Here is a 19,595-nt window from a genome sequence, read left to right as displayed (position 1 = left end):
GCAAAATTGTTCAATGGATGATTAAAATCATTAAAGTTCCTGTTTGTGAAGGATAATAGAGGTACAGGGGTAAAAGCGATAGAATTAGGCAATTTGCCGGTAATCGAAATTGGCAGGTGAACCAAAACACCTTTCTGCTCCCCCGGAAGGGTATTCGTCAACAATATTGTTTAATTTTGCCTTTTAAACCATATCGTACCATGCTGGATAAACTGGAAGCCATAAAAGAAAGATTTGAAGAAGTATCCCAGCTGATCATTCAGCCAGATGCCATGTCGGACATGGGAAAGTACACCAAGCTTTCCAAAGAATACAAGGACCTGGAAAAGGTAGTAAATGTCTATGAAACCTACCGACTGACACTGGAAAATATCAGTAGCACCAAGGCACTTTTGGAGAAAGAAAAAGACCCTGAATTCAGGGAAATGGCAAAATTGGAATGGGAAACGCTAAAAGAGCGAAAAGAAGACTTGGAGGAGGAGTTGAGAAAAATGCTCATCCCAAAAGATCCGAATGATTCCAAAGATTGCATTCTGGAAATCCGGAGTGGCACCGGTGGAGATGAAGCGGCCATCTTTGCAGGGGACCTGTTCCGCATGTATGAAAAATTTTGCGAAAAGCAAAGCCTGAACCTGAGGGTTTTGGATCTTACTTTTGGCACCTCCGGAGGATACAAGGAAATAATCAGCTCTGTCTCGGGAGCGGACGTGTATGGCATGCTGAAATACGAGTCTGGTGTGCATCGGGTACAGCGGGTACCAACCACCGAAACACAAGGAAGGGTTCACACTTCCGCCGCTACCGTAGCAGTGCTACCGGAAATGGAAGAGGTGGACGTGCAAATAGATATGAACGAGGTACGAAAAGACACTTATTGTTCCTCCGGACCCGGGGGTCAGTCCGTAAATACGACCTATTCTGCCGTAAGGCTTACCCATGAACCGACCGGACTGGTCGTTACTTGTCAGGATCAAAAATCTCAGATTAAAAATTTTGAAAAAGCACTGAAGGTACTGCGATCTCGCATATACGAAATCGAACTGGCAAAGCACAATGAAACCGTAGGTGCTCAAAGGAGATCCATGGTCGGTAGCGGGGACCGGTCCGATAAGATACGGACCTATAATTACCCCCAAAGCCGGGTCACCGATCACCGGATAAATAAAACCGTTTACAACCTGCCGGACGTAATGGAGGGGAATATAGAAGAATTCATCAGTGCCCTTCGCTTTGCAGAAAATGCAGAAAAAATGAAAGAGGGAGGAATAGAAGACTAAAAGACGATGATTTTTCGTTTATAAGTGGCTGTTCGGGTACGTATAACCACCACATGCAGCCCTTTGGGCAAGTCGGAAATAGGATATACGAATTGATCCTCTTGTGTTTGAATTTCTCTGATTTTTTGCCCGCTCGCATTGAATACTTCCAGCCGGACTAATGCTGGCAAACCCTGCACCTGAAGGTGAACATCTCCGAAAGAAGGGCTGGGAAACAGGCGAATATCCGCATCGGCACCGCTTTCCGGAAGGGATGTTATCAAATTCACATTCACCGGAAGAACCTGGCTAGGCCCTTGATTACAAGCATTCATAGGTGTCACTTCTAACTGGTGATCCCCTTCGCCGTTCCATCTGATCCGAACCGATGCCGTTCCCTGCCCCTCGATAATTTCACCTCCACCGTCCAGCGCCCACTGGTAGTTGATATCCTGAACTGCAGCTACTTCATAGTCTGCCTCCTGAAAACCTACTCTTCCGGGGCCGCTTATGGGTGCGGGCTGTTCGGGAATGGTAATCACGCGAATCAATTTTTCGGTGGTGGGACCCTGTCCACATGGATTCGTAGTGGAAACCGATATGGACTGGTTGTTTAAGTTGGTCCACTCCAGGGTAATGCGCGCCGTTCCCTGTCCGGAACGCACCACGCCGCCGGTCGTTTCCCAAAAATACTGGGTACCGGGAATGGAGTCTACGAAATAATCTTCCAGGGTATTGACACAAACTACTCCCTCGCCTTGAATGGCTGCGGTTTGCCGTGGTTCCTCAGACACAACCACTTCCAGGGCAGTAGTATTCCCATTTCCACAGTTATTTTGACCCCTGACCATGACGGCATTCCTTCCCGGCTCGTCCCATAGCACGACAATCCGGGTACTTCCCTGCCCTTCCAGTATTGTTCCTCCGTCTACCCTCCATTCATAGCTGGTACCATCCTCTTCCAGATCCTGAATCGTGTAAATCTGCTGACTCAAACAAATATCGTCCTCTCCAAAAATGGTAGCGATGTCTAACGGTACCTGACAGGTGTATTGATAAAATATCCCGTTTTCTCCGGCTGCGTATCCAACATTCAGATCACCGAAACTAAGCCCTGTAAAATCCTGAAAAGTGCCGGTAGAAAGCTTTTCCCAGGTTTCACCCGAATCAAAAGTCCGCAATATGGTACCCTCTTCTCCAGTAATAAACCCTACAGATTCATCCAGAAATTCCACATCACTGAAATCAACCGAAAAGCCGGTTTCCAGACGCATCCAGGAATCGCCTTTATCCTCGGTTTTGAATACGGTTCCTGCCCCCCCGACCAGCATGGCCGTATTTTCATCCATCCTCGTCAGGGAATGTAATCTCGTATTCTGATTCAAGTTCACCCGAGCCCAGCTCGTTCCCCCGTTTTCGGAACGAAGCAGGTATCCCTGATCCCCTATGATCAGACCTGTACCTTCATCGAAAAACAGGATGTCCCTAAAATTTACTTCGTTGTACCCAGAAGGAACCAGTTCCCAATTGACACCTCTGTTTTCCGTTTTGGTAATCAGCCCTCTGTCTCCCACAGCGAAGCCTCGGTTGATATCAAAAAAATACAATCCGTTCACATTGCGGTTGGTGCCAGGATTTAGAGTAGTCCAGGTAGCGCCTGAATTAGTGGTGCTGAGTATGTTTCCATTATTTCCCGATACATATCCGACGTTTCCTGAAACGAAGTAAAGACTATTAAAAGGAAGGGAAATGGGTCTGGACCGATCTAAAAACGAGTTGCCACCATTTCCTGTCAATAAAATTAACCCTTGATCACCAGCAAGATAACCTCTGAGGTCTGTCGTAAACTCAATGGAGGTGTAGTCATTGGCCCTTCCTGACAAACGAATGGTCCAGTTGCTCCCCGAATTATTGGAGGCTATTAGATTTCCGCTGGAACCAACCCCCAACACGCTATTGGTCTCCGGCCTGAATGCCAGGTCTTTGATACCTTGCAATGTACGGGAATTGGCTGCTGAAAAGGTAAGGCCGCCATTATCGGTTCTCAGAATGGTACCGTTATCCCCACTGATCACCCCAATATGAGGAAAAGCCGGATTGAATACCACCTCGTGAAGATCGCTATCAATCCCACTATTGATGTATTGCCAGTTTCTACCTCCGTCCACCGTCTTAATGATGGTCCCCAGGCTTCCTACTGCGTACCCGGTGGTATCATCGGTAAAATGAATCCCGTTTAAAGCTGCCTGAAATCCGGAAGGAAAACGCTCCCAGTCCCGGCCTGAGTTGGTAGATTTTAAGATCTCAGCATCAGAGGTAACGGCAAAACCCAGGGTCTCGTTGACGAACGTAAAGCCATTAATATCGGCAGCGGTAGGTGTCGGTACCTCCTCCCAGGAGAAACCCCGGTCATCAGATCGGATCATGGCTCCCGAACTGCCGGTGACTATCAAAACCTCGTTGTTTACAAAGCTGATTTTTTTCCAGGAGGTATTTTCTGAATGCCGGTAACTTGTCCAATTCGTTCCCCCATTTGTTGTCCGGTGGAGTCGTCCCTCATCGTCAATTACCAGACCAAATTGTTCATCATAAAAGGCGAGGTCCAGAAGCATTCCCTCGGATGGTGATTTGATTTCTACCCAGCTAAGTCCCCCATCAATCGATTTCAAAAAAATATTTTCTCCGGCAATGTACCCCACGTTCTCATTGACCCAATGTATGGCGGAATAGTCATTGCCCCAATCACCTACTCGTCTCCAGCTTTGACCAAAAATCTCCTGAATACCTACCAGCAGCACGAAAACTAAAAATAAAGCCCGCTTCATACAAATGCCTTAGTTTAAATAAATTATGCTTACAAAAATACTATTTAATTCATGATAACACAGCAAAACACCATTTATTGCCTTTGAGAATTCTCAAAGGCTTTTTTGTAGCTACCAAATAAAAAAAACAAGTCATAAAAAAAGGGGCAAGACGCCCCTTTATAAATTATTTCAAGTCATCTACTCCCGTTACCTGTCTTTACCGCCAACAGCGATCATGGCACATCTGAATCCTATGTGATTAGAAGAAGAATCCTGGTGCATAAACCTCCTGGTACCAGGGGCTAGCCAGTAGGCTACATCTCTCCACGAACCTCCTTTGTAGACCCGGTAGTTGTCGTCAATCAATGTGGTATTATAGGTATCTTCTTCATCGTAAACCCCATCTTTTCGAAGGGGATTCAGGTCGTCAAAATCCTGAAAGGATAGCGGACGGTACACATCCTGCACCCATTCGTTCATGTTGCCAGCCATATTGTACAAGCCAAAATCATTAGCGGGAAAATCATATACGTTAGTAGGAATAATTTCTCCATCGTTGGATACACTACCCGCGATACCGGCGTAATCTCCACGTCCCCGTTTAAAGTTGGCCAGAAAATCTCCTTGCCTCGACTTCCGTTTGATGTTATACGGATTTCTTGGCCCTCTACCATCCCAGGGATAAATCCGGCCATTTTCCTGATTCTCGTCCATGTACTGGGTACCAATCATCGCTTTCGCCGCATATTCCCACTCGGCTTCGTTCGGAAGACGGTAGTCGGGAAATACAGAGCCTCGCTCAATGAGCTGATCTTTGGTCAAAGCTGAATCCAGTTCATTTTTTTCTCGTTCCAATTCGTTTACGTAGACGGTTCGCCATTTGCTGTATGCATTGGCTTGGGTCCAACTCACCCCAGCTACCGGATAAAAATTAAATCCGGGATATCGGAAATAATACGTAGCATACACATCATTGTAAGACATGGTGCCATCCCATACCTTTTCATTGGGTTCCAACTTTTGAATAGAGTCCGCACTGACACCATCTCTTTTGGCCATGTTGAACAAAAATTCCTTGTAATCGACATTGGTAACTTCCGTCTCATCCATGTAAAAAGAAGCGATGGTAACCGTTCGTTCCACATTATCCCGAAAACCCATGATATCCTGTTCCTGAGAGCCTAAAACAGCCCTTCCCCCCTGAATAAAGACCAGTCGGGGACCAACCACTTCCGTAGGTAATCGAAACACCTGAAAAGAAGTGGAATCTTCTTCGTCAAAACTATACTGTGCACCTGTGGAGGCACTTACTCCTCCCGGATCACTCGCAGTTCTGCGACCGGATTGATTACCACAGGAAGTGAAGAAAAAACCCAGCATTGCCAGCCCGGCAAAAAAACTAAAATGAAAATTTTTGTTACCCAAATTCATGTGACAATTTTTTTGTTTTGCCCTATTGAAACGCTAATATAGGAGCAATAATATATTATACCAATATTCTTTTTCGACACCAGCCTCGTTCAAAAGAACGGAACGAGCCGATCCTGTGAAATACTACAAAAACGTTCATACCATTGCTATAAATGCTGGCATGAAAAATTTTTACCTATTTTTGCTTAATTCTTACTAAACCCCTCTTTTCCAAACGGGTACCGGAGGTTTTTGGATCAGGTCGCCAACATGTCTTCCAGCCATTTTTTTGCTTTCCCGATCGAGTCAACTCCCTTTATTACCAATAGTAAACGATCTTTGGTCTCTTTTATTTTACAATACCTCCCTTTGGACTGAATGAAGGTCATGATACCTTGAAATACGGCCGAACTGTAGTAGCTGTCCTTTTTTGATGAAACGAAGTAGCATTTCATTTGTTCGTTTTTCAAGGCTAGTTTTTCAAAACCCAGCCGCTCGGCCATCCAGCGCAATTCTACCGTTTCAAACAACGCCTGAACCCGGTCAGGAATCGGCCCGAATCGATCTCTGATTTCCTCCTTAAAGGAGGCGAGTTCTTCCTCTTCCTTAATACCGTCCAATTTGGAATACAATCCCAGTCTTTCAGAAATATTACTGACATAGTTATCAGGAATCAGTAGTTCCAGGTCGGTTTCAATAACGCAATCCTGAACCAAAACCGCCGTTTTTTCCTTCAGGTCGGATTCAAAAAGGGAAGCAAATTCGGTTTGCTTCAACTCGTGCACCGCTTCGTCCAAAATTTTATGATACATTTCAAAACCCAGGTCGGAAATAAAACCGCTTTGTTCGGCCCCCAACAAATTGCCCGCTCCGCGGATATCCAAATCTCTCATGGCTACTTTGAACCCATCACCTAAATCCGAAAACTCTTCCAATGCCTGCAGGCGTTTCCTGGATTCCGCACTCAAGGTGGAAGTCGGGGGGGTAAGTAGGTAGCAGTAGGCCTTTTTATTGCTTCGCCCTACCCTGCCCCTCATTTGGTGCAAATCACTCATACCAAACATATGTGCCCGATTGATAATGATGGTGTTGGCATTGGGTATATCGAGCCCGGATTCAATAATATTGGTAGAAACCAACACATCGTAAGCGCCTTCAATAAAATCAACCATGACCTTTTCGAGCTTCTTTCCATCCATCTGCCCATGGGCTCCTATTACCTTGGCATCCGGCACCAACCGTAGAATCAGGTTGGCAATGGAATCAATCTCACCTACCCGATTGTGGACAAAAAATACCTGCCCACCCCGACTCAGTTCGTTGGCTACTGCATCCCGAATGACATCCTCCCTAAACGTATATATTTCAGTGGTAACTGGTTGCCGGTTTGGGGGCGGGGTGGCAATAACTGACAAATCCCGAGCTCCCATCAGGGAAAAATGCAAGGTTCTCGGAATGGGCGTAGCGGTTAGGGTAAGTACATCCACGTTCACCCGCAGTTCTTTAAGTTGCTCCTTTACCTTCACCCCAAATTTCTGTTCTTCATCAATGACCAGAAGCCCCAGATCTTTGAACTTGATGTCTTTGTTTACGATGCGATGTGTGCCAATCAGCACATCGATTTCTCCACTGCTTACTTTTTGAATAATTTCCTTAGTTTCCCTGGCCGTTCGAAATCGATTAATGTACTCCACAGCTACCGGGAAGTCGGCCAGTCGCTCCTTAAACGTCTGATAATGCTGCATGGCCAAAATAGTGGTGGGTACCAACACCGCCACTTGTTTGCGGTCATTTACAGCCTTGAATACCGCCCGTACGGCAACTTCGGTCTTACCAAAACCCACATCCCCGCAGACAAGCCGGTCCATGGGATACGGCTTTTCCATGTCTTCTTTGACATCCGTGGTGGCCGTGGCCTGATCCGGCGTATCCTCATAGATAAAGGAACTTTCCAACTCCACCTGCAACACACTATCCTGAGAAAAACGGTGACCGGGAGCTGATTTGCGTTTGGAATAAAGGCGGATCAGGTCCTTGGCAATGTCCTTGACCTTTTTCTTTACCTTCTTTTTCTTGTTTTCCCATTCCTGAGAACCCAGCTTGGACATGGTAGGGAGGGTCCCTTCCTGACTGCTGTATTTGGATATCTTGTGCAGGGAGTGAATGTTGACATACAGCAGATCATCGTCACGAAAAACCAGACGGATGGCTTCCTGACGCTTTCCGTTTACATCGACCTTTTCCAATCCGGCAAAGCGGCCGATGCCATGATCTACATGCACAATAAAATCCCCGGGATGTAAGCTTTTGATCTCTTTCAGCGTGAGTGCTTTGGACTTACTGGTCCTTCCGGTGGTTTTATAGCGATGAAACCGTTCAAAAATCTGGTGGTCTGTGTAACAGGCAAGTTTCAACGAAGTATCGATGAACCCCTCCCTAAGGCTAATGGGCAGCGTTTGGATCTCAAGGCTTGGATCTACTTCCGAAAAAATATTCAAGAGACGGCCTATCTGCTTTTCACTTTCCGAGCAGATGATGTTACGGATTCCTTTGGCCGCATTTTCGTTCAGGTTTTGAACCAGCAGATCAAAATGCTTATTAAAAGAAGGCTGCGGCTGTCCCTGATATTGAAATTCGGGGACATCTTTCCAGGGAAACACATGTCCGAATGCAATTTGCCTGAACGGAGCGATGGCTTCTTCAAATGCCTCCTTTGACAAGAAAAGCTTTTCGGGATGCATCAGCAAACTTTTTCCCGCATCGCCACCATTCTGATAGTAATCCAGTCCCTTTTGGTATAAGCTCTCCAATACGCCCAGGCAATGCGCATAATCCTTCATCCAAAAACAGGTGTTTTCCGGAAAAAAATCCGTTAGCGGCTGTCGGGATTCTTCCTGCAAACTGGTCTGAATATTTGGAATGATACTGATTTGATCGATGGGTACGGTAGACAACTGCGTCTCCGGATCAAATACCCGGATACTGTCTATTTCCTTTCCAAACAACTCCAGCCGGTAGGGCATGTCATTGGCGTAGGAAAAAATGTCTATGATTCCCCCTCTTACCGCAAATTGGCCAGCCTCGTAGACAAAGTCTGCCTTTTCAAAGCCATAGGTACTGAACAACTCTTCAACGAAAGCCAAATCCACCATTTCACCGGTCCGAACGGTGAAGGTGCTTTCTTTCAGGCTCTTTTTATTGATTACCTTTTCGTAGATGGCCTCCGGGGAAGTGATCAGTACCCGGCCTGTCTCAGGGGACTGGGACAGCTGATTGAGTATTTCAGCGCGTAAAAGGACATTGGCGTTTTCAATGTCTTCGTGGTGATAGGGCTTTTTATAGCTGGCGGGAAAAAGATAAGGTCGCGACCCTGTCAGTGCCTGCCAGTCTCCGGCCAAATAAGCTGCTTCTTCTCTATCATGTGCAAGCACGACATGAAATCCTCCCGAAAGTTTGACCATTGCCTGAAGCAGAATCATATCCATACTTCCGGATAAGCCCCTAACTTGCATTCTATTAGGGTGGCCTTCCGTCAAGGCTAAAGCCAGGTTTCTGACGAAGGGATCTTCTTGGTAAAGTGACAAAAATGATTGTCTATCCAACGATATTTTATTTAATGGTCGTAAATTAATTGGCGCAATTTATTAATTTCCCCGCAAAGTAGGAGCCTTCCCTCCAGAATCCGATCGCAGCTATTTTCGGGATTTCAATCCCGAAAGAAATTTTACTGGTTTGAAATAACAAAGGGTAGAATTGTTTTGTTACCAGATTATATTGTATGCAAAAAGAAAAAAAAGCTCCCTGGTTTCAAAAAATTGAGAACATGCATCCGTACAGGACGATTCTGTACCTGGGCATGTTTAGCAGTGGGTTGCTGTTCTTCTTTCTTACCACGGCTTTTGTATTTTCACAGCCGGGAGCGGGTGTCTATGATCAGTTTATCATTCCAAAATCCTTTATTTTCAGCACCTTGATTATCTTGGTTAGTACCTACACCTCTGCCAAGATAATGCCGGGTTTCCTTTCGGATCAACCAGAAATGGCAAAGAAATACCTCTTTTATACATTTCTCCTTGGTTTATTCTTCTCAGCATCTCAGTTTTTAGGGTGGACAGAACTTTCAGAAATGGGCATAGACTTCCGGGGGCTTCCTTCCGGTAGTTTCCTTTACCTGTTGAGTGGTATTCACCTTTTTCATCTCGCTGGTGCCCTGATATATGCATTGGTGCTTTTGGTCCAAATCAGTAAAAAGGAGAAAGATCCCGTCAAATCCCTGATCCTTCTCACGAATCCTTATGAGAAAATGAAGCTGGACTTATTTTCGGTTTACTGGAAATTCATGGATGCAGTCTGGTTAATCCTGTTTTTGTTATTTCTGTGGATGTTTTAGGTTAAAATCCGGACAAGCTACTTCTAAATGAGTTCCCTCTCTAAGGTTACTTCCATCAATTAATCGTAAATTGCAAAAAAAATAAATACTATGTCAGACAAACAATTTGAGATCAACGTCAACCCGGATTGGATCAAGAAATATTTATCCAAGATCGTTTTGGTAGTGGCGGCTTTAATTGTGCTGTTTTCAGCCGTTAAAACCGTGGGACCGGAAGAAGAAGGGGTGGTGATTCAATTGGGGGAATACAACCGTACCGTTTTGCCCGGACTGAATTTTATTATTCCATTCGCGGAAACCATGTATAAAATACCGGTGCAGCGGCAATTGAAGCAAGAGTTCGGATTTCGTACCAGCAGTGCAGGTACCCGATCGGATTACGTGAAATCCGGGTACGGGGATGAGAGCATGATGCTCACCGGAGACTTAAACCTTACCGATGTAGAGTGGGTGGTGCAGTACCGTATCGTTAACTCCTACAACTATCTTTTCAAGGTCCGAAATGCAGAAAAAACGCTCAACGACATGTCGGAGGCTGCCATGAGAAAAATCGTGGGTGACCGCACGGTCAATGAAGTGTTGACCGTGGGCAGGCAGGAAATCGCTACCAGCGTCGAAGTATTGCTGCAAGAGCTGTGCGATGAGTATGAAAATGGCATCCGGATCGATCAGGTGGTGCTGCAGGATGTCAACCCTCCCGAGCCAGTAAAACCTAGTTTCAATGCCGTTAATGAAGCGCAGCAGGAAAGAGAAACACTTATCAATCAGGCGGATGCCGATTACAATCGTGTAATTCCCAGAGCCCGCGGTATAGCCGAAGAGACCATCCAATTAGCAGAAGCCTATGCCTTAAACAGGGTCAATGGTGCTAAAGGAGAAGCCGAGAGGTTTAATTCAGTGTACGCCGCTTATATCAAGGCACCCGAAGTAACCAGACAGCGTTTGTATTTGGAAACCCTCGAAAAAGTACTTCCCAAAATCGGAAATACAATCATTACAGATGAAGCGGGAAGCAACGTTTTGCCATTGTTGAATTTAAACAAGGCCATTCAAAATCCTACTCCCTGAGCCTAATCGGTACAATAAAAACATCAAGAAATGAAAAAAAGTAAAATAATATACATTGTATTGGTGGTAGTAGCATTGATCTTCGTTGCTCAGAGTGTGTTTATACTCGATGAAACGCAGCAGGCTATTGTCACGCAGTTTGGTAAGCCCGTGGGAGAGCCACGGACCAGTCCGGGAGTTAACGTCGTTATTCCCTTTATTCAAAAGGTACAGTTTTTTGACAAGCGCTACCTGGAATGGGATGGAGATAAAAACCAGGTACCTACCAAAGACAAGAAATTCATCTTTGTCGACACCTATGCTCGCTGGCAGATTACAGACCCCTTGCAGTTTTTTATCCGTCTGAGAGACGAACGTTCCGCTCAGTCCAGGCTAGATGATATTCTGGACGGGGAAACCAGGAATGCCATCGCCAGCCATGACCTGTTGGACATCGTTCGTTCCACCAATCGTGATCCGGAAGTGACGGAAGATTTCATGGAAGAACTGGAAGTTTTGGAGGACATTGATGTGGGTAGGGAAGCCATCGAAGAAATTGTTCTCCAAAAGGCCAACGAAAGGACTTCTGATCTGGGTGTACGGATTCTGGATTTCAAGTTTAAGCGCATGAACTATGTAGATGAGGTACGCGACCGGGTTTACGATCGAATGGTAAGTGAGCGAAACCGGATTGCGGATCAATTCCGGTCGGAAGGCCAGGGGGAAGCCCGAAAAATCCAAGGGGATAAAGAACGGGACCTGGCTCAAATCCAGTCAGAAGCGGTCAGACAGGCTGAAGAAATACGTGGCCGGGCAGATGCTGAAGCTACGGAAATATATGCTTCTGCATACAATAAAAACAGACAATCTATCGACCTGTATAAATTTCTGCGATCCATGGAAGCACTGGAAAATTCCCTGGATGAAAAGACCAATCTGGTGATCTCTTCCGATAGTGAATTGTTTCAGTACCTCAAGGACATGCAATAAAAAAGTAAATCAGAAGCGTTAGTTTCCTAAATGAAAATCAACCTTAGTACCCGGGTGGATCAATCCTATCTAAAGGTAAAGGAAGGGTTCACGGAGGATTTGTTTCAATCCTTGAACCCGCCCTTTCCTCCGGTAAAATTACTTCGATTTGATGGCTCCTCTACCGGAGACATCGTCAGTTTGGAGTTAAATTTCATCCTGTTCAAACAGGTATGGACCAGTGAGATTACCGATGATCAGACGGATGAGAACGAGTTTTACTTCGTAGACGAAGGTATAAAACTACCCTTTTTCCTCCGTTTTTGGAGGCATAAACACCGGGTAGTAAGCCAGGGGCCATCCCAGTCCTTAATCATTGATGAAATTAGCTATCGGGCTCCCAATAAAATATTGGAGATCTTCCTATTTCCGGTATTATATGCTCAGTTTGCCATGCGCAAACCGGTCTACAAAAAGTATTTTGGAAAACATAGACCCGTTTAGGACACCGGATAAAAGGTTTTCTTAGACTACGAATTGTAGGTTTTCACATTCCGGGATCTGACAATCCCCATAAAGTACCAGCGAATGGCTGGTAATGTGGGAAGAGAACTCCTTTCCCATGGCCTCTTTGATCAAATTGATCCGTTGATCCGAAAATTCCTTGATCTTTCTGCATTGATTGCAGACGTAATGGTCATGGTGCTTGTAGGTAAGTGCCTGTTCATACAGGGCCACCTTATCCTTAAACTGATGCTTCACAGCCAGCCCACATTCGACCAATAGGTCGAGGGTATTGTAAATGGTAGCTCTGCTGATGGAATACCCACTGTTTCTCATTTTCAAAAATAAGCCCTCCACATCGATGTGTTCATCCTGGGGCAGGGCATAGAGCTCATCGATTACGGAGAAGCGTTCGGGGGTTTTACGGCTCCCCTGTCGAATGAGGTAGTTTTCAAAAATTTTCTTTGCTTTTTCAATTATTGACTTTTCGGCCATGACGCTACAATTCTAAAGATTAAAGATGAGTTATTTTTTAGATTTATCAAACCGGTTAACTTTTCAATCCTCATTATCCATAGTTATTTTCAATCCTTCTAAATAAGCGGTAGGTATTTTCAAACAACCTCAAAGAATAGCCGTTTATGACAGAGTACTAAAATTAATTTTCTATATTAAAACGATAAATACGAATCCAGCATCTATGCACCTTGGTATCAAACCGTTTTTCTTTTTTTTCCTATTCTGTTTCATGGCCTTCTCGCTACAAAGCCAGGTTCCTGGTTTTTACATGAAAAAGGAAAAGAGAAAAATAAACCTTCCCTTTATTGATTCAAATAGCCTCATCATCATGCCTATATCCATTAATGGAGGGCCAGAGGTGAACTTTTTGTTCGACACGGGTGTGAAATCCAATATTTTTTTCAGCAAAACCATGGCGGATGAATTAGACATGCAATACACCCGGAAATTAAATCTAGTTGGTGCAGACGGAACGACCGTATTAAGTGCCTCCGTCTCGCCAAACAACCACTTCGATTTGGGTCCTATTGAGGGTATATTTCAGGCAATATTGGTACTGGACGAAGATTTTCTGGAATTGGAAAAAGTCATTGGTATTCCTGTTTTTGGGGTGATTGGTCACGAATTTTTCAAAAATAACCCGGTGAAAATTGATTATGATAATGGTATTATTAGTTTTTACAAAAGATCTGCCCTCAAATGGAGGCCTCTTGGGTTCCGAAAAACAGAAATTGAGATTTTAGGCAACAAACCATACGTTCAATCCACCATCCGCCAATCAAATGGCCCGGATCTGAGCTCTAAATTGTTGATTGACACGGGAGCAAACCATGGTTTGCTACTTAACAGGGAAACCAGCGATGAAATCGTTCTTCCCGAAGTCACGCTGCAAAGTGACCTGGGCCGATCCCTTGGAGGGGACTTGTTTGGTTTTGTGGGCCGGGTTAAAAGACTGCGTCTAAATGGACTAAAATTCAGAAATGTCATCACTTCCTATCCGGAAGAGAATGAGTTCTCAGATGTCATCATCGGAACCGGCCGAAATGGAAGTATCGGTTCAGATGTCCTGAACCGGATGAAAATCATAATGGATTATCCCCGAAAAAGAATGCTCTACAAAAAAGGATCTCGATTCAGTAATGAATTTAAATACGATATGAGCGGACTGATGGTTCGGGTCTATTCAGCTGAAAGCAAACGCTTCTATATTAGCCAGGTACGGGAAGGCTCTCCTGCCCACCAACAAGGCGTACAGGTATTCGACGAAATAATTTCGATCAATAAAATTCCTGCCCCCTTTTGGAAATTATCCGACATTACGGATTTGTTGAGATCGAAAGAGGGAGAGGTGATTTCACTCGAACTGCTTCGCAGAGATCCTGCTGATGAAACCGCCTCCACATTACACAAAATCACTTTCCTATTGGAAAAACAATTATAACTGTTTTAATACGTAGTTGATTATATGAATTTCGTATAGTTTATTTTGACTAATATAAATTTATTGTGTATTTTTTGAAATTTAGTTTAAATTTAGCTGATATTTGCTTGTATAGACTTTCGATATTCACTGAATGTGGCAAATGCCTGAGAAGAAATTCAATAACTTACTATTAACTTTTAGAAAATCAAATCACGGGGTTTTTGAGATTCTCTATGTTTCCAAAAACTTTTTTGGGATTTTTAATGAGCGATCAAAGTTTTACAGGACCGAATTTTTTGATGAGATTTTCCCTACGATCGAATCTCCGGTTTTTGAAAAACTATTTGATTTCCTGGGCAAGGCCGAAATCCTGGAGGTACCCTTTTTTGTAGGACATAATAAATTTACCTGGGTAACGATCGAAGGCTTTACCATGGCACAGGAAGAAAATAGCTATCTGGTCAATGCGATGATCGTACCCAGCAGACCCGCCGAAACCCAGTCTTCCTGGATTGTTCATCCCTTATCGAAAACAATTCTAGCCGATATTTCCAATCCTTCTGGTTTTGTACCAAAGGATATGGAAGAATTCTGTCAGCACCTTCACGATAAGTACCGGCTTTCGGACAAGGACAAATTAAGCAAGCTCTGTAAGGGAAATTTAGTGGGAACGGTTTTAGATTTAGATGTGCTTAAAATGCATAGCATTCCATTAAAAAATGGGTACCAGCTACTGGCTATAAAGAAGCAAACCAATCGTCCGGAATTCCCCAATCTAATTGAAGATAAACCCAATTATATCCCGCACAGTTTTTTAGATATCCTGTATTTTGAGTACCTCAGGGAAGACAAGGAAATGATCTGGTCCGGAGCCATCACTGAATTACTCGGATATGAAGAAACCCAGTTCAAAAAATATTCCGTATGGGACTGGCTGGAAATGGTGCATCCCAAGGACCGGGGTAAGGTCCAAGACTTGTTTTTTTCTGAAAGGTATGAGTTGGATTCCTACACCCTCACCTACCGGGTCAAAAATAACAAAGGAAAATTCCTTCATCTAAAAAATAGCTTGAAAGTATTTTACGATATTCCTTCCCAAAAAACCGTCCTGGTAGGGATTCTCAGGGATGTATCAGAAATAAACAAGGCCAAAAAAAACCTACTGGAAAAAGAAGGGATTATCCAGAATCTCAGCGAAAAGGAATTTATTCAAAAGACCCTCAAGGAGGTTTCCGAGATATCAAATTTATTTAGCGGAAAAGCGCTTTTTGATCAAATTGTCCTCTTGCTCCATAAAAGGCTGGGATTTACCTATTGCATGATTGCCAATACTGACCCCGACAATCAATCCCTGGAGATGGTTTCCCTGGCCATTGCTGGCAAACTGACCTCAGGATCTTCAGAAAAATGGCGAAAATTTCTAAACCAGGATCTTCCTGCACCCGCCAAGAAAAGGGATTTTTTGATGCTTTCCGCTGAGGATAGAAGTTCTTTAGAACCGCATCCATTTTTTAGAAAACACCAAATTGCCTCATTAATTCGCCTGGACTTGCTTGACAAAGAAAACCTTAAAATTGGTGCCCTTTGTTTTCTTCACCAGGAACCCCTTCAAAATCGCTCTCTGTACCAGGAATTATTTCGGATCTTAGCTGACTGGATAGGGAAAGAATTGCATCGATTCCGCTTTGAATCCCCCCTTCAGGAGACCAATTTCATGCACGATGCCATTCTAAATGGAACAGCCTATGCTATTTTTGCTGTAAATCACCAGTTTGAAATCACCCTGATAAATAACAAAACCTTACCCGTTTTCAACCTAAAGAGAAAAGATAAACTGTTGGAAACGGTATTAATTAACAATGGCACTAAACAAAATCTTCGGGAGGTTATTACGCAGTTTTCCCAGTCAAAAAATAATACGGCCTACTTTTTACTTCCCAACGGACCGGAGGATTATAAAGAACTTAAAATTTCTTTTACGCGCATTCGCTATGGAAAAAGAAACCGGGTCTCCTACGTCGTCTTTGTCGATGACATCACTGACCGTACCGTTTCTGAGAAAAGACTGATTGCTTCCGAGCAATTGTACCGAAGCATCGCAGAAAATTTCCCCGGCGGAACCGTAGATGTACTGGACAAATCCTTCAACTATATTTTTACTGATGGGGAAGAATACCGGCTTGCTGGAAAAGACCCCAAGTCACTCGTTGGCACCTCCCATCTGGACCAGTATTCGGGAGAAAACCTTGCCATCACCAAGAAAAACCTGAATAAAATCCTGCAGGGGCAACGGGTTTTCTATGAAACCCAAGCACAACAACAGCGATTCTTAAAAAGTGGTGTTCCCCTGACAAATGATGCGGGAAAAATTGATCGGATTTTACTGGTCAAACAAAATATTACCAAGGCTAAAAAGCTGGAATCCGAGCGCGAAAAATTAATTAGGGATTTAAAATCGCACAACGAAGAACTGCTGCGCTTTGCTTATATTGTCTCCCATAATTTGAGAGCACCCATTGTCAATATTTCCCTATTGATAGACCTGTTTAATGAGGAAAATCCAGCAGACCCTGAAAATAAGGAGGTGATGGAAAACTTAAAAATCTCCACCAACCTACTGGATGCAACGCTTCAGGATCTGATAGAGGTCGTATCCATTAAAAAACAAAAGATTCCAAAGGTAGAGCGGATCGATTTCAAGCTACTTCTTTACAATGTGGAAAAAAGCCTGTTCAATCAATTGAAGGAGTCGGGGATAAAAATTCACAAGGATTTTTCAGCCTTGGAAGAAATGAACTATGTGTACGCTCATCTGGAAAATTTCTTCATGAATTTCATGACCAATGCGGTCAAATACAAACATCCAGACCGAACTCCTGAAGTATACATTCGCACCTATAAAGAAAAGGATTATTGTATAATTCACTTTGAAGATAACGGGATAGGACTAGACCTAAAAAGGTATGGGGATCGCATATTTGGTCTCTACCAGCGGTTTCATAACCACGTGGAAGGCAAAGGCCTGGGACTCTATCTGGTAAGGGAGCAGATTCGCGTCAATGACGGTAAAATAGAAATCGAAAGTAAGGTGGGAAAGGGCACCATCTTCAAAGTATACCTTCGGAACCTGATCATGGGTAAAACCAAAAATACCTTTTCTTCCCAGGAACCCTTCCCCAGAGAGGCTACAATAGAGCGGCAGCTTCCTCGTCCAGATAAAGTGTGACATCCGCATGGTTTTGAAGGAGGGAAGCGGGCATCGATTCCGTAATGGGTCCGTTTACGGCATCTCGAATCGGAGCGGCCTTCTTGCTACCATAGGCCAGCAGCGCAATCTGACGGGCTTCCATGATGGTCTGTATGCCCATCGTAACAGCTTTGGTGGGAACTTCTTCCTTTCCTGAAAAAAATCGCGCGTTTGCATCGATCGTTTCTTCTAGTAGGTTGACGACATGGGTCCTGGAGTCGAAGGAAGTGCCGGGCTCATTAAATCCAATATGACCGTTGGTGCCCAATCCGAGTAACTGTAGGTCAATGCCTCCGCATTCCTGAATCTCTTTTTCGTACCGTTCGCATTCCGCTTCCAAATCTCCGACTCCTGCTGGTACATGCGTCTGTGGCATCGGGATATTGAGATGATGGAACAGGTGGGCGTTCATAAAGTATCGGTAGCTCTGCGGGTGGCTTCCTTTCAATCCCACGTATTCATCCAGATTGAAGGTGTGGATTTTACTGTAGTCCGTACCATTTTGTTGATGGTCCCGAACCAGGTTCGCGTAGGTATCCAGGGGCGAACTTCCCGTAGACAAACCAAGCACCATTTTGGGGTTAGCCTTAACCGCGGAAATAAACCTGTCGGCAACCGCCCGGTGTAGCGCTTCTCTGCTTTGAAATATTTGAATTTGCATGAATAAAAAAGAATGATTAGTGTAAATTTATTTTTAGATATACCTGATTCGCTGCCAAAATACCATCCCTTAAATCGGATCTTGAAAATTCAGCTACTTTAGGGTAGGCAAACTTAATTTAAATCGAACGGCTACCAGGCGTATCAGGATGATTAGCGAAATGGACACCAATAGGTTAATATTACGTTCCAGGCCGTAATAATTCAGAACAAGGTAAACCACTGCGCCGCTAAGACAGGCCGAAGCGTATACCTCCTTCCGGAACAATATGGGAATTTCGTTGGTAAGCGTATCCCGGATCACCCCTCCCATGACGGCACTAAACATGCCCATGATGGCAGCCACCTCTGGCCGAAAGCCAAGGGCCAGGGTTTTCTCCACACCTAATATCGTAAAAAAAGCAATGCCAAGGGTATCAAACAAGAACAAGGTCTTTCGCAATCGGGCTACCAGAGGAAAAAAAACAAAGGTGGTAATCAATCCTGCAAAGATGGCATACAGAAAATTAACATTGCCAATCCATACCAAGGGATACGCACCCAAAATAATATCCCGCAAACTTCCCCCTCCAATGGCTGTAATAAAACCTGTAAACCCTGCCCCAAATAAGTCATGTTCCCGGTTTTGAATCGCCAATGCCCCTGATATGGCAAAAAAATATGTCCCTATCAATTCCAAGGCATACTGTAAATCCAATGGTATCGCAGTCCCAAACATTGCCGTATTTTTTATTTCTCTTTTTGAAACAGATAAACCCCCATAGCTCTTTTGCCGTGAACCAGAACCGATTTTGCCGGTTCCAAAAGGGTAAGCGCATATTTTCTCATGGCTTCTTTCATTAATTTTTCAGTAAAAACAAACCTTTCGGTGCCATCCGGTAGTGCTTGCCTTCGTTCTTCATTCTCCGAAACCAACGAAAAACAACCTCCCGCATCCGTGCAGGTTCTTAACCAGAAAAGCCCTCCTTTTTTCAGCACCCGCATTTGCTCCTGTAGCATCGCTTCAAAATGGGTCCGATCATCCGCAAAATGCATGACGGCACTACTGATCAGTACGTCGAACGCTCCCCCATGAAATGGAAGCTCCTCTACCGGAGCCACCAAAAACCGTAAGGGATCGAAAGTGGGGTCCAGGGTCTTCGCCGTTACCCTGGCCATCTGAATAGCTATGGGGTTACTATCTACTCCCAGGATTTGATAGCCAGACCGGATAAAATAATGGGTATTCCTGCCTTCTCCACAACCTGCATCCAGGATAAGCATTTCCTTATTGAAACGTTCTTTTAATAGTTGGTCAAGCAAATAAATATCAATGTTGCCTAACAATTGGTTCAATGCTCTTATTTCCATTCGTTCTGAAATT

At 44.2% G+C, this 19,595-nt stretch carries 14 protein-coding genes; 7 read left to right on the top strand and 7 right to left on the bottom strand.

Features of this window, described 5'->3' with window-relative positions:
• Positions 1–200: 200 nt before the first annotated feature.
• Entirely contained in the window at positions 201–1,277 is a 1,077-nt protein-coding gene (gene prfA, locus GJQ68_RS16050; protein ID WP_162418321.1) for a peptide chain release factor 1, read from the top strand.
• Here prfA and GJQ68_RS16045 read toward each other — a convergent pair.
• The 3 genes from GJQ68_RS16045 to mfd form a co-directional block, all read right to left on the bottom strand.
• The gene (locus GJQ68_RS16045) at positions 1,274–4,081 is read right to left on the bottom strand and encodes a YCF48-related protein (protein WP_162418320.1); all 2,808 of its coding nucleotides are present in this window, start codon (positions 4,079–4,081) and stop codon (positions 1,274–1,276) included. The two genes, prfA and GJQ68_RS16045, sit on opposite strands and share 4 nt — an antisense overlap.
• 189 nt (positions 4,082–4,270) lie before the next feature.
• Positions 4,271–5,443, bottom strand: coding sequence for a gliding motility lipoprotein GldJ (gene gldJ / locus GJQ68_RS16040; RefSeq protein ID WP_235941624.1), 1,173 nt, complete (start codon positions 5,441–5,443; stop codon positions 4,271–4,273).
• A gap of 287 nt (positions 5,444–5,730) precedes the next feature.
• Positions 5,731–9,075 carry a transcription-repair coupling factor gene (gene mfd, locus GJQ68_RS16035; RefSeq protein WP_162418318.1) on the bottom strand — a complete coding sequence of 1,115 codons (3,345 nt, stop codon included), beginning with the start codon at positions 9,073–9,075 and terminating at the stop codon, positions 5,731–5,733.
• Between the two features lie 176 nt (positions 9,076–9,251).
• Between mfd and GJQ68_RS16030 the strand changes: the two genes are divergently transcribed.
• From GJQ68_RS16030 to GJQ68_RS16015, 4 genes are all read left to right on the top strand, one after another.
• The gene (locus GJQ68_RS16030; RefSeq protein WP_162418317.1) at positions 9,252–9,863 is read left to right on the top strand and encodes a cytochrome c oxidase subunit 3; all 612 of its coding nucleotides are present in this window, start codon (positions 9,252–9,254) and stop codon (positions 9,861–9,863) included.
• Between the two features lie 90 nt (positions 9,864–9,953).
• A complete protein-coding gene (gene hflK, locus GJQ68_RS16025) occupies positions 9,954–10,931 on the top strand; it encodes an FtsH protease activity modulator HflK (RefSeq protein WP_162418316.1) in 978 nt (325 codons plus the stop codon).
• Positions 10,932–10,961: 30 nt separating this feature from the next.
• A complete protein-coding gene (gene hflC / locus GJQ68_RS16020) occupies positions 10,962–11,900 on the top strand; it encodes a protease modulator HflC (protein ID WP_162418315.1) in 939 nt (312 codons plus the stop codon).
• Between the two features lie 30 nt (positions 11,901–11,930).
• Positions 11,931–12,383 carry an SRPBCC family protein gene (locus tag GJQ68_RS16015; protein ID WP_162418314.1) on the top strand — a complete coding sequence of 151 codons (453 nt, stop codon included), beginning with the start codon at positions 11,931–11,933 and terminating at the stop codon, positions 12,381–12,383.
• Positions 12,384–12,404: 21 nt separating this feature from the next.
• Here GJQ68_RS16015 and GJQ68_RS16010 read toward each other — a convergent pair whose 3' ends face one another.
• On the bottom strand, positions 12,405–12,878 hold the full coding sequence (locus tag GJQ68_RS16010; protein ID WP_162418313.1) for a Fur family transcriptional regulator: 474 nt from the start codon (positions 12,876–12,878) through the stop codon (positions 12,405–12,407).
• A gap of 352 nt (positions 12,879–13,230) precedes the next feature.
• Between GJQ68_RS16010 and GJQ68_RS16005 the strand changes: the two genes are divergently transcribed.
• Positions 13,231–14,343: an aspartyl protease family protein gene (locus GJQ68_RS16005; RefSeq protein WP_162418312.1), complete on the top strand. Its 1,113-nt coding sequence runs from the start codon at positions 13,231–13,233 to the stop codon at positions 14,341–14,343.
• A gap of 142 nt (positions 14,344–14,485) precedes the next feature.
• Complete coding sequence (locus GJQ68_RS16000; protein WP_162418311.1) at positions 14,486–17,551, top strand: PAS domain S-box protein; 3,066 nt, start codon at positions 14,486–14,488, stop codon at positions 17,549–17,551.
• Here the strand turns inward: GJQ68_RS16000 and nagB are convergent.
• From nagB to GJQ68_RS15985, 3 genes are all read right to left on the bottom strand, one after another.
• Complete coding sequence (gene nagB, locus GJQ68_RS15995) at positions 17,511–18,233, bottom strand: glucosamine-6-phosphate deaminase (RefSeq protein ID WP_162418310.1); 723 nt, start codon at positions 18,231–18,233, stop codon at positions 17,511–17,513. The two genes, GJQ68_RS16000 and nagB, sit on opposite strands and share 41 nt — an antisense overlap.
• Positions 18,234–18,326: 93 nt before the next feature.
• Positions 18,327–18,929, bottom strand: a complete 603-nt coding sequence (locus tag GJQ68_RS15990) for a trimeric intracellular cation channel family protein (RefSeq protein ID WP_162418363.1) — start codon at positions 18,927–18,929, stop codon at positions 18,327–18,329.
• 32 nt (positions 18,930–18,961) lie between these two features.
• Positions 18,962–19,582 carry a class I SAM-dependent methyltransferase gene (locus GJQ68_RS15985; RefSeq protein ID WP_162418309.1) on the bottom strand — a complete coding sequence of 207 codons (621 nt, stop codon included), beginning with the start codon at positions 19,580–19,582 and terminating at the stop codon, positions 18,962–18,964.
• Between the last annotated feature and the right edge of the window lie 13 nt (positions 19,583–19,595).

Origin of the sequence: Cyclobacterium roseum, assembly GCF_010119225.1 — a bacterium.
Taxonomy (GTDB): Bacteria; Bacteroidota; Bacteroidia; order Cytophagales; family Cyclobacteriaceae; genus Cyclobacterium; species Cyclobacterium roseum.
The sequence above is the reverse complement of the archived record's forward strand: the minus strand, read 5'-3'. Positions and strand labels throughout refer to the sequence as shown.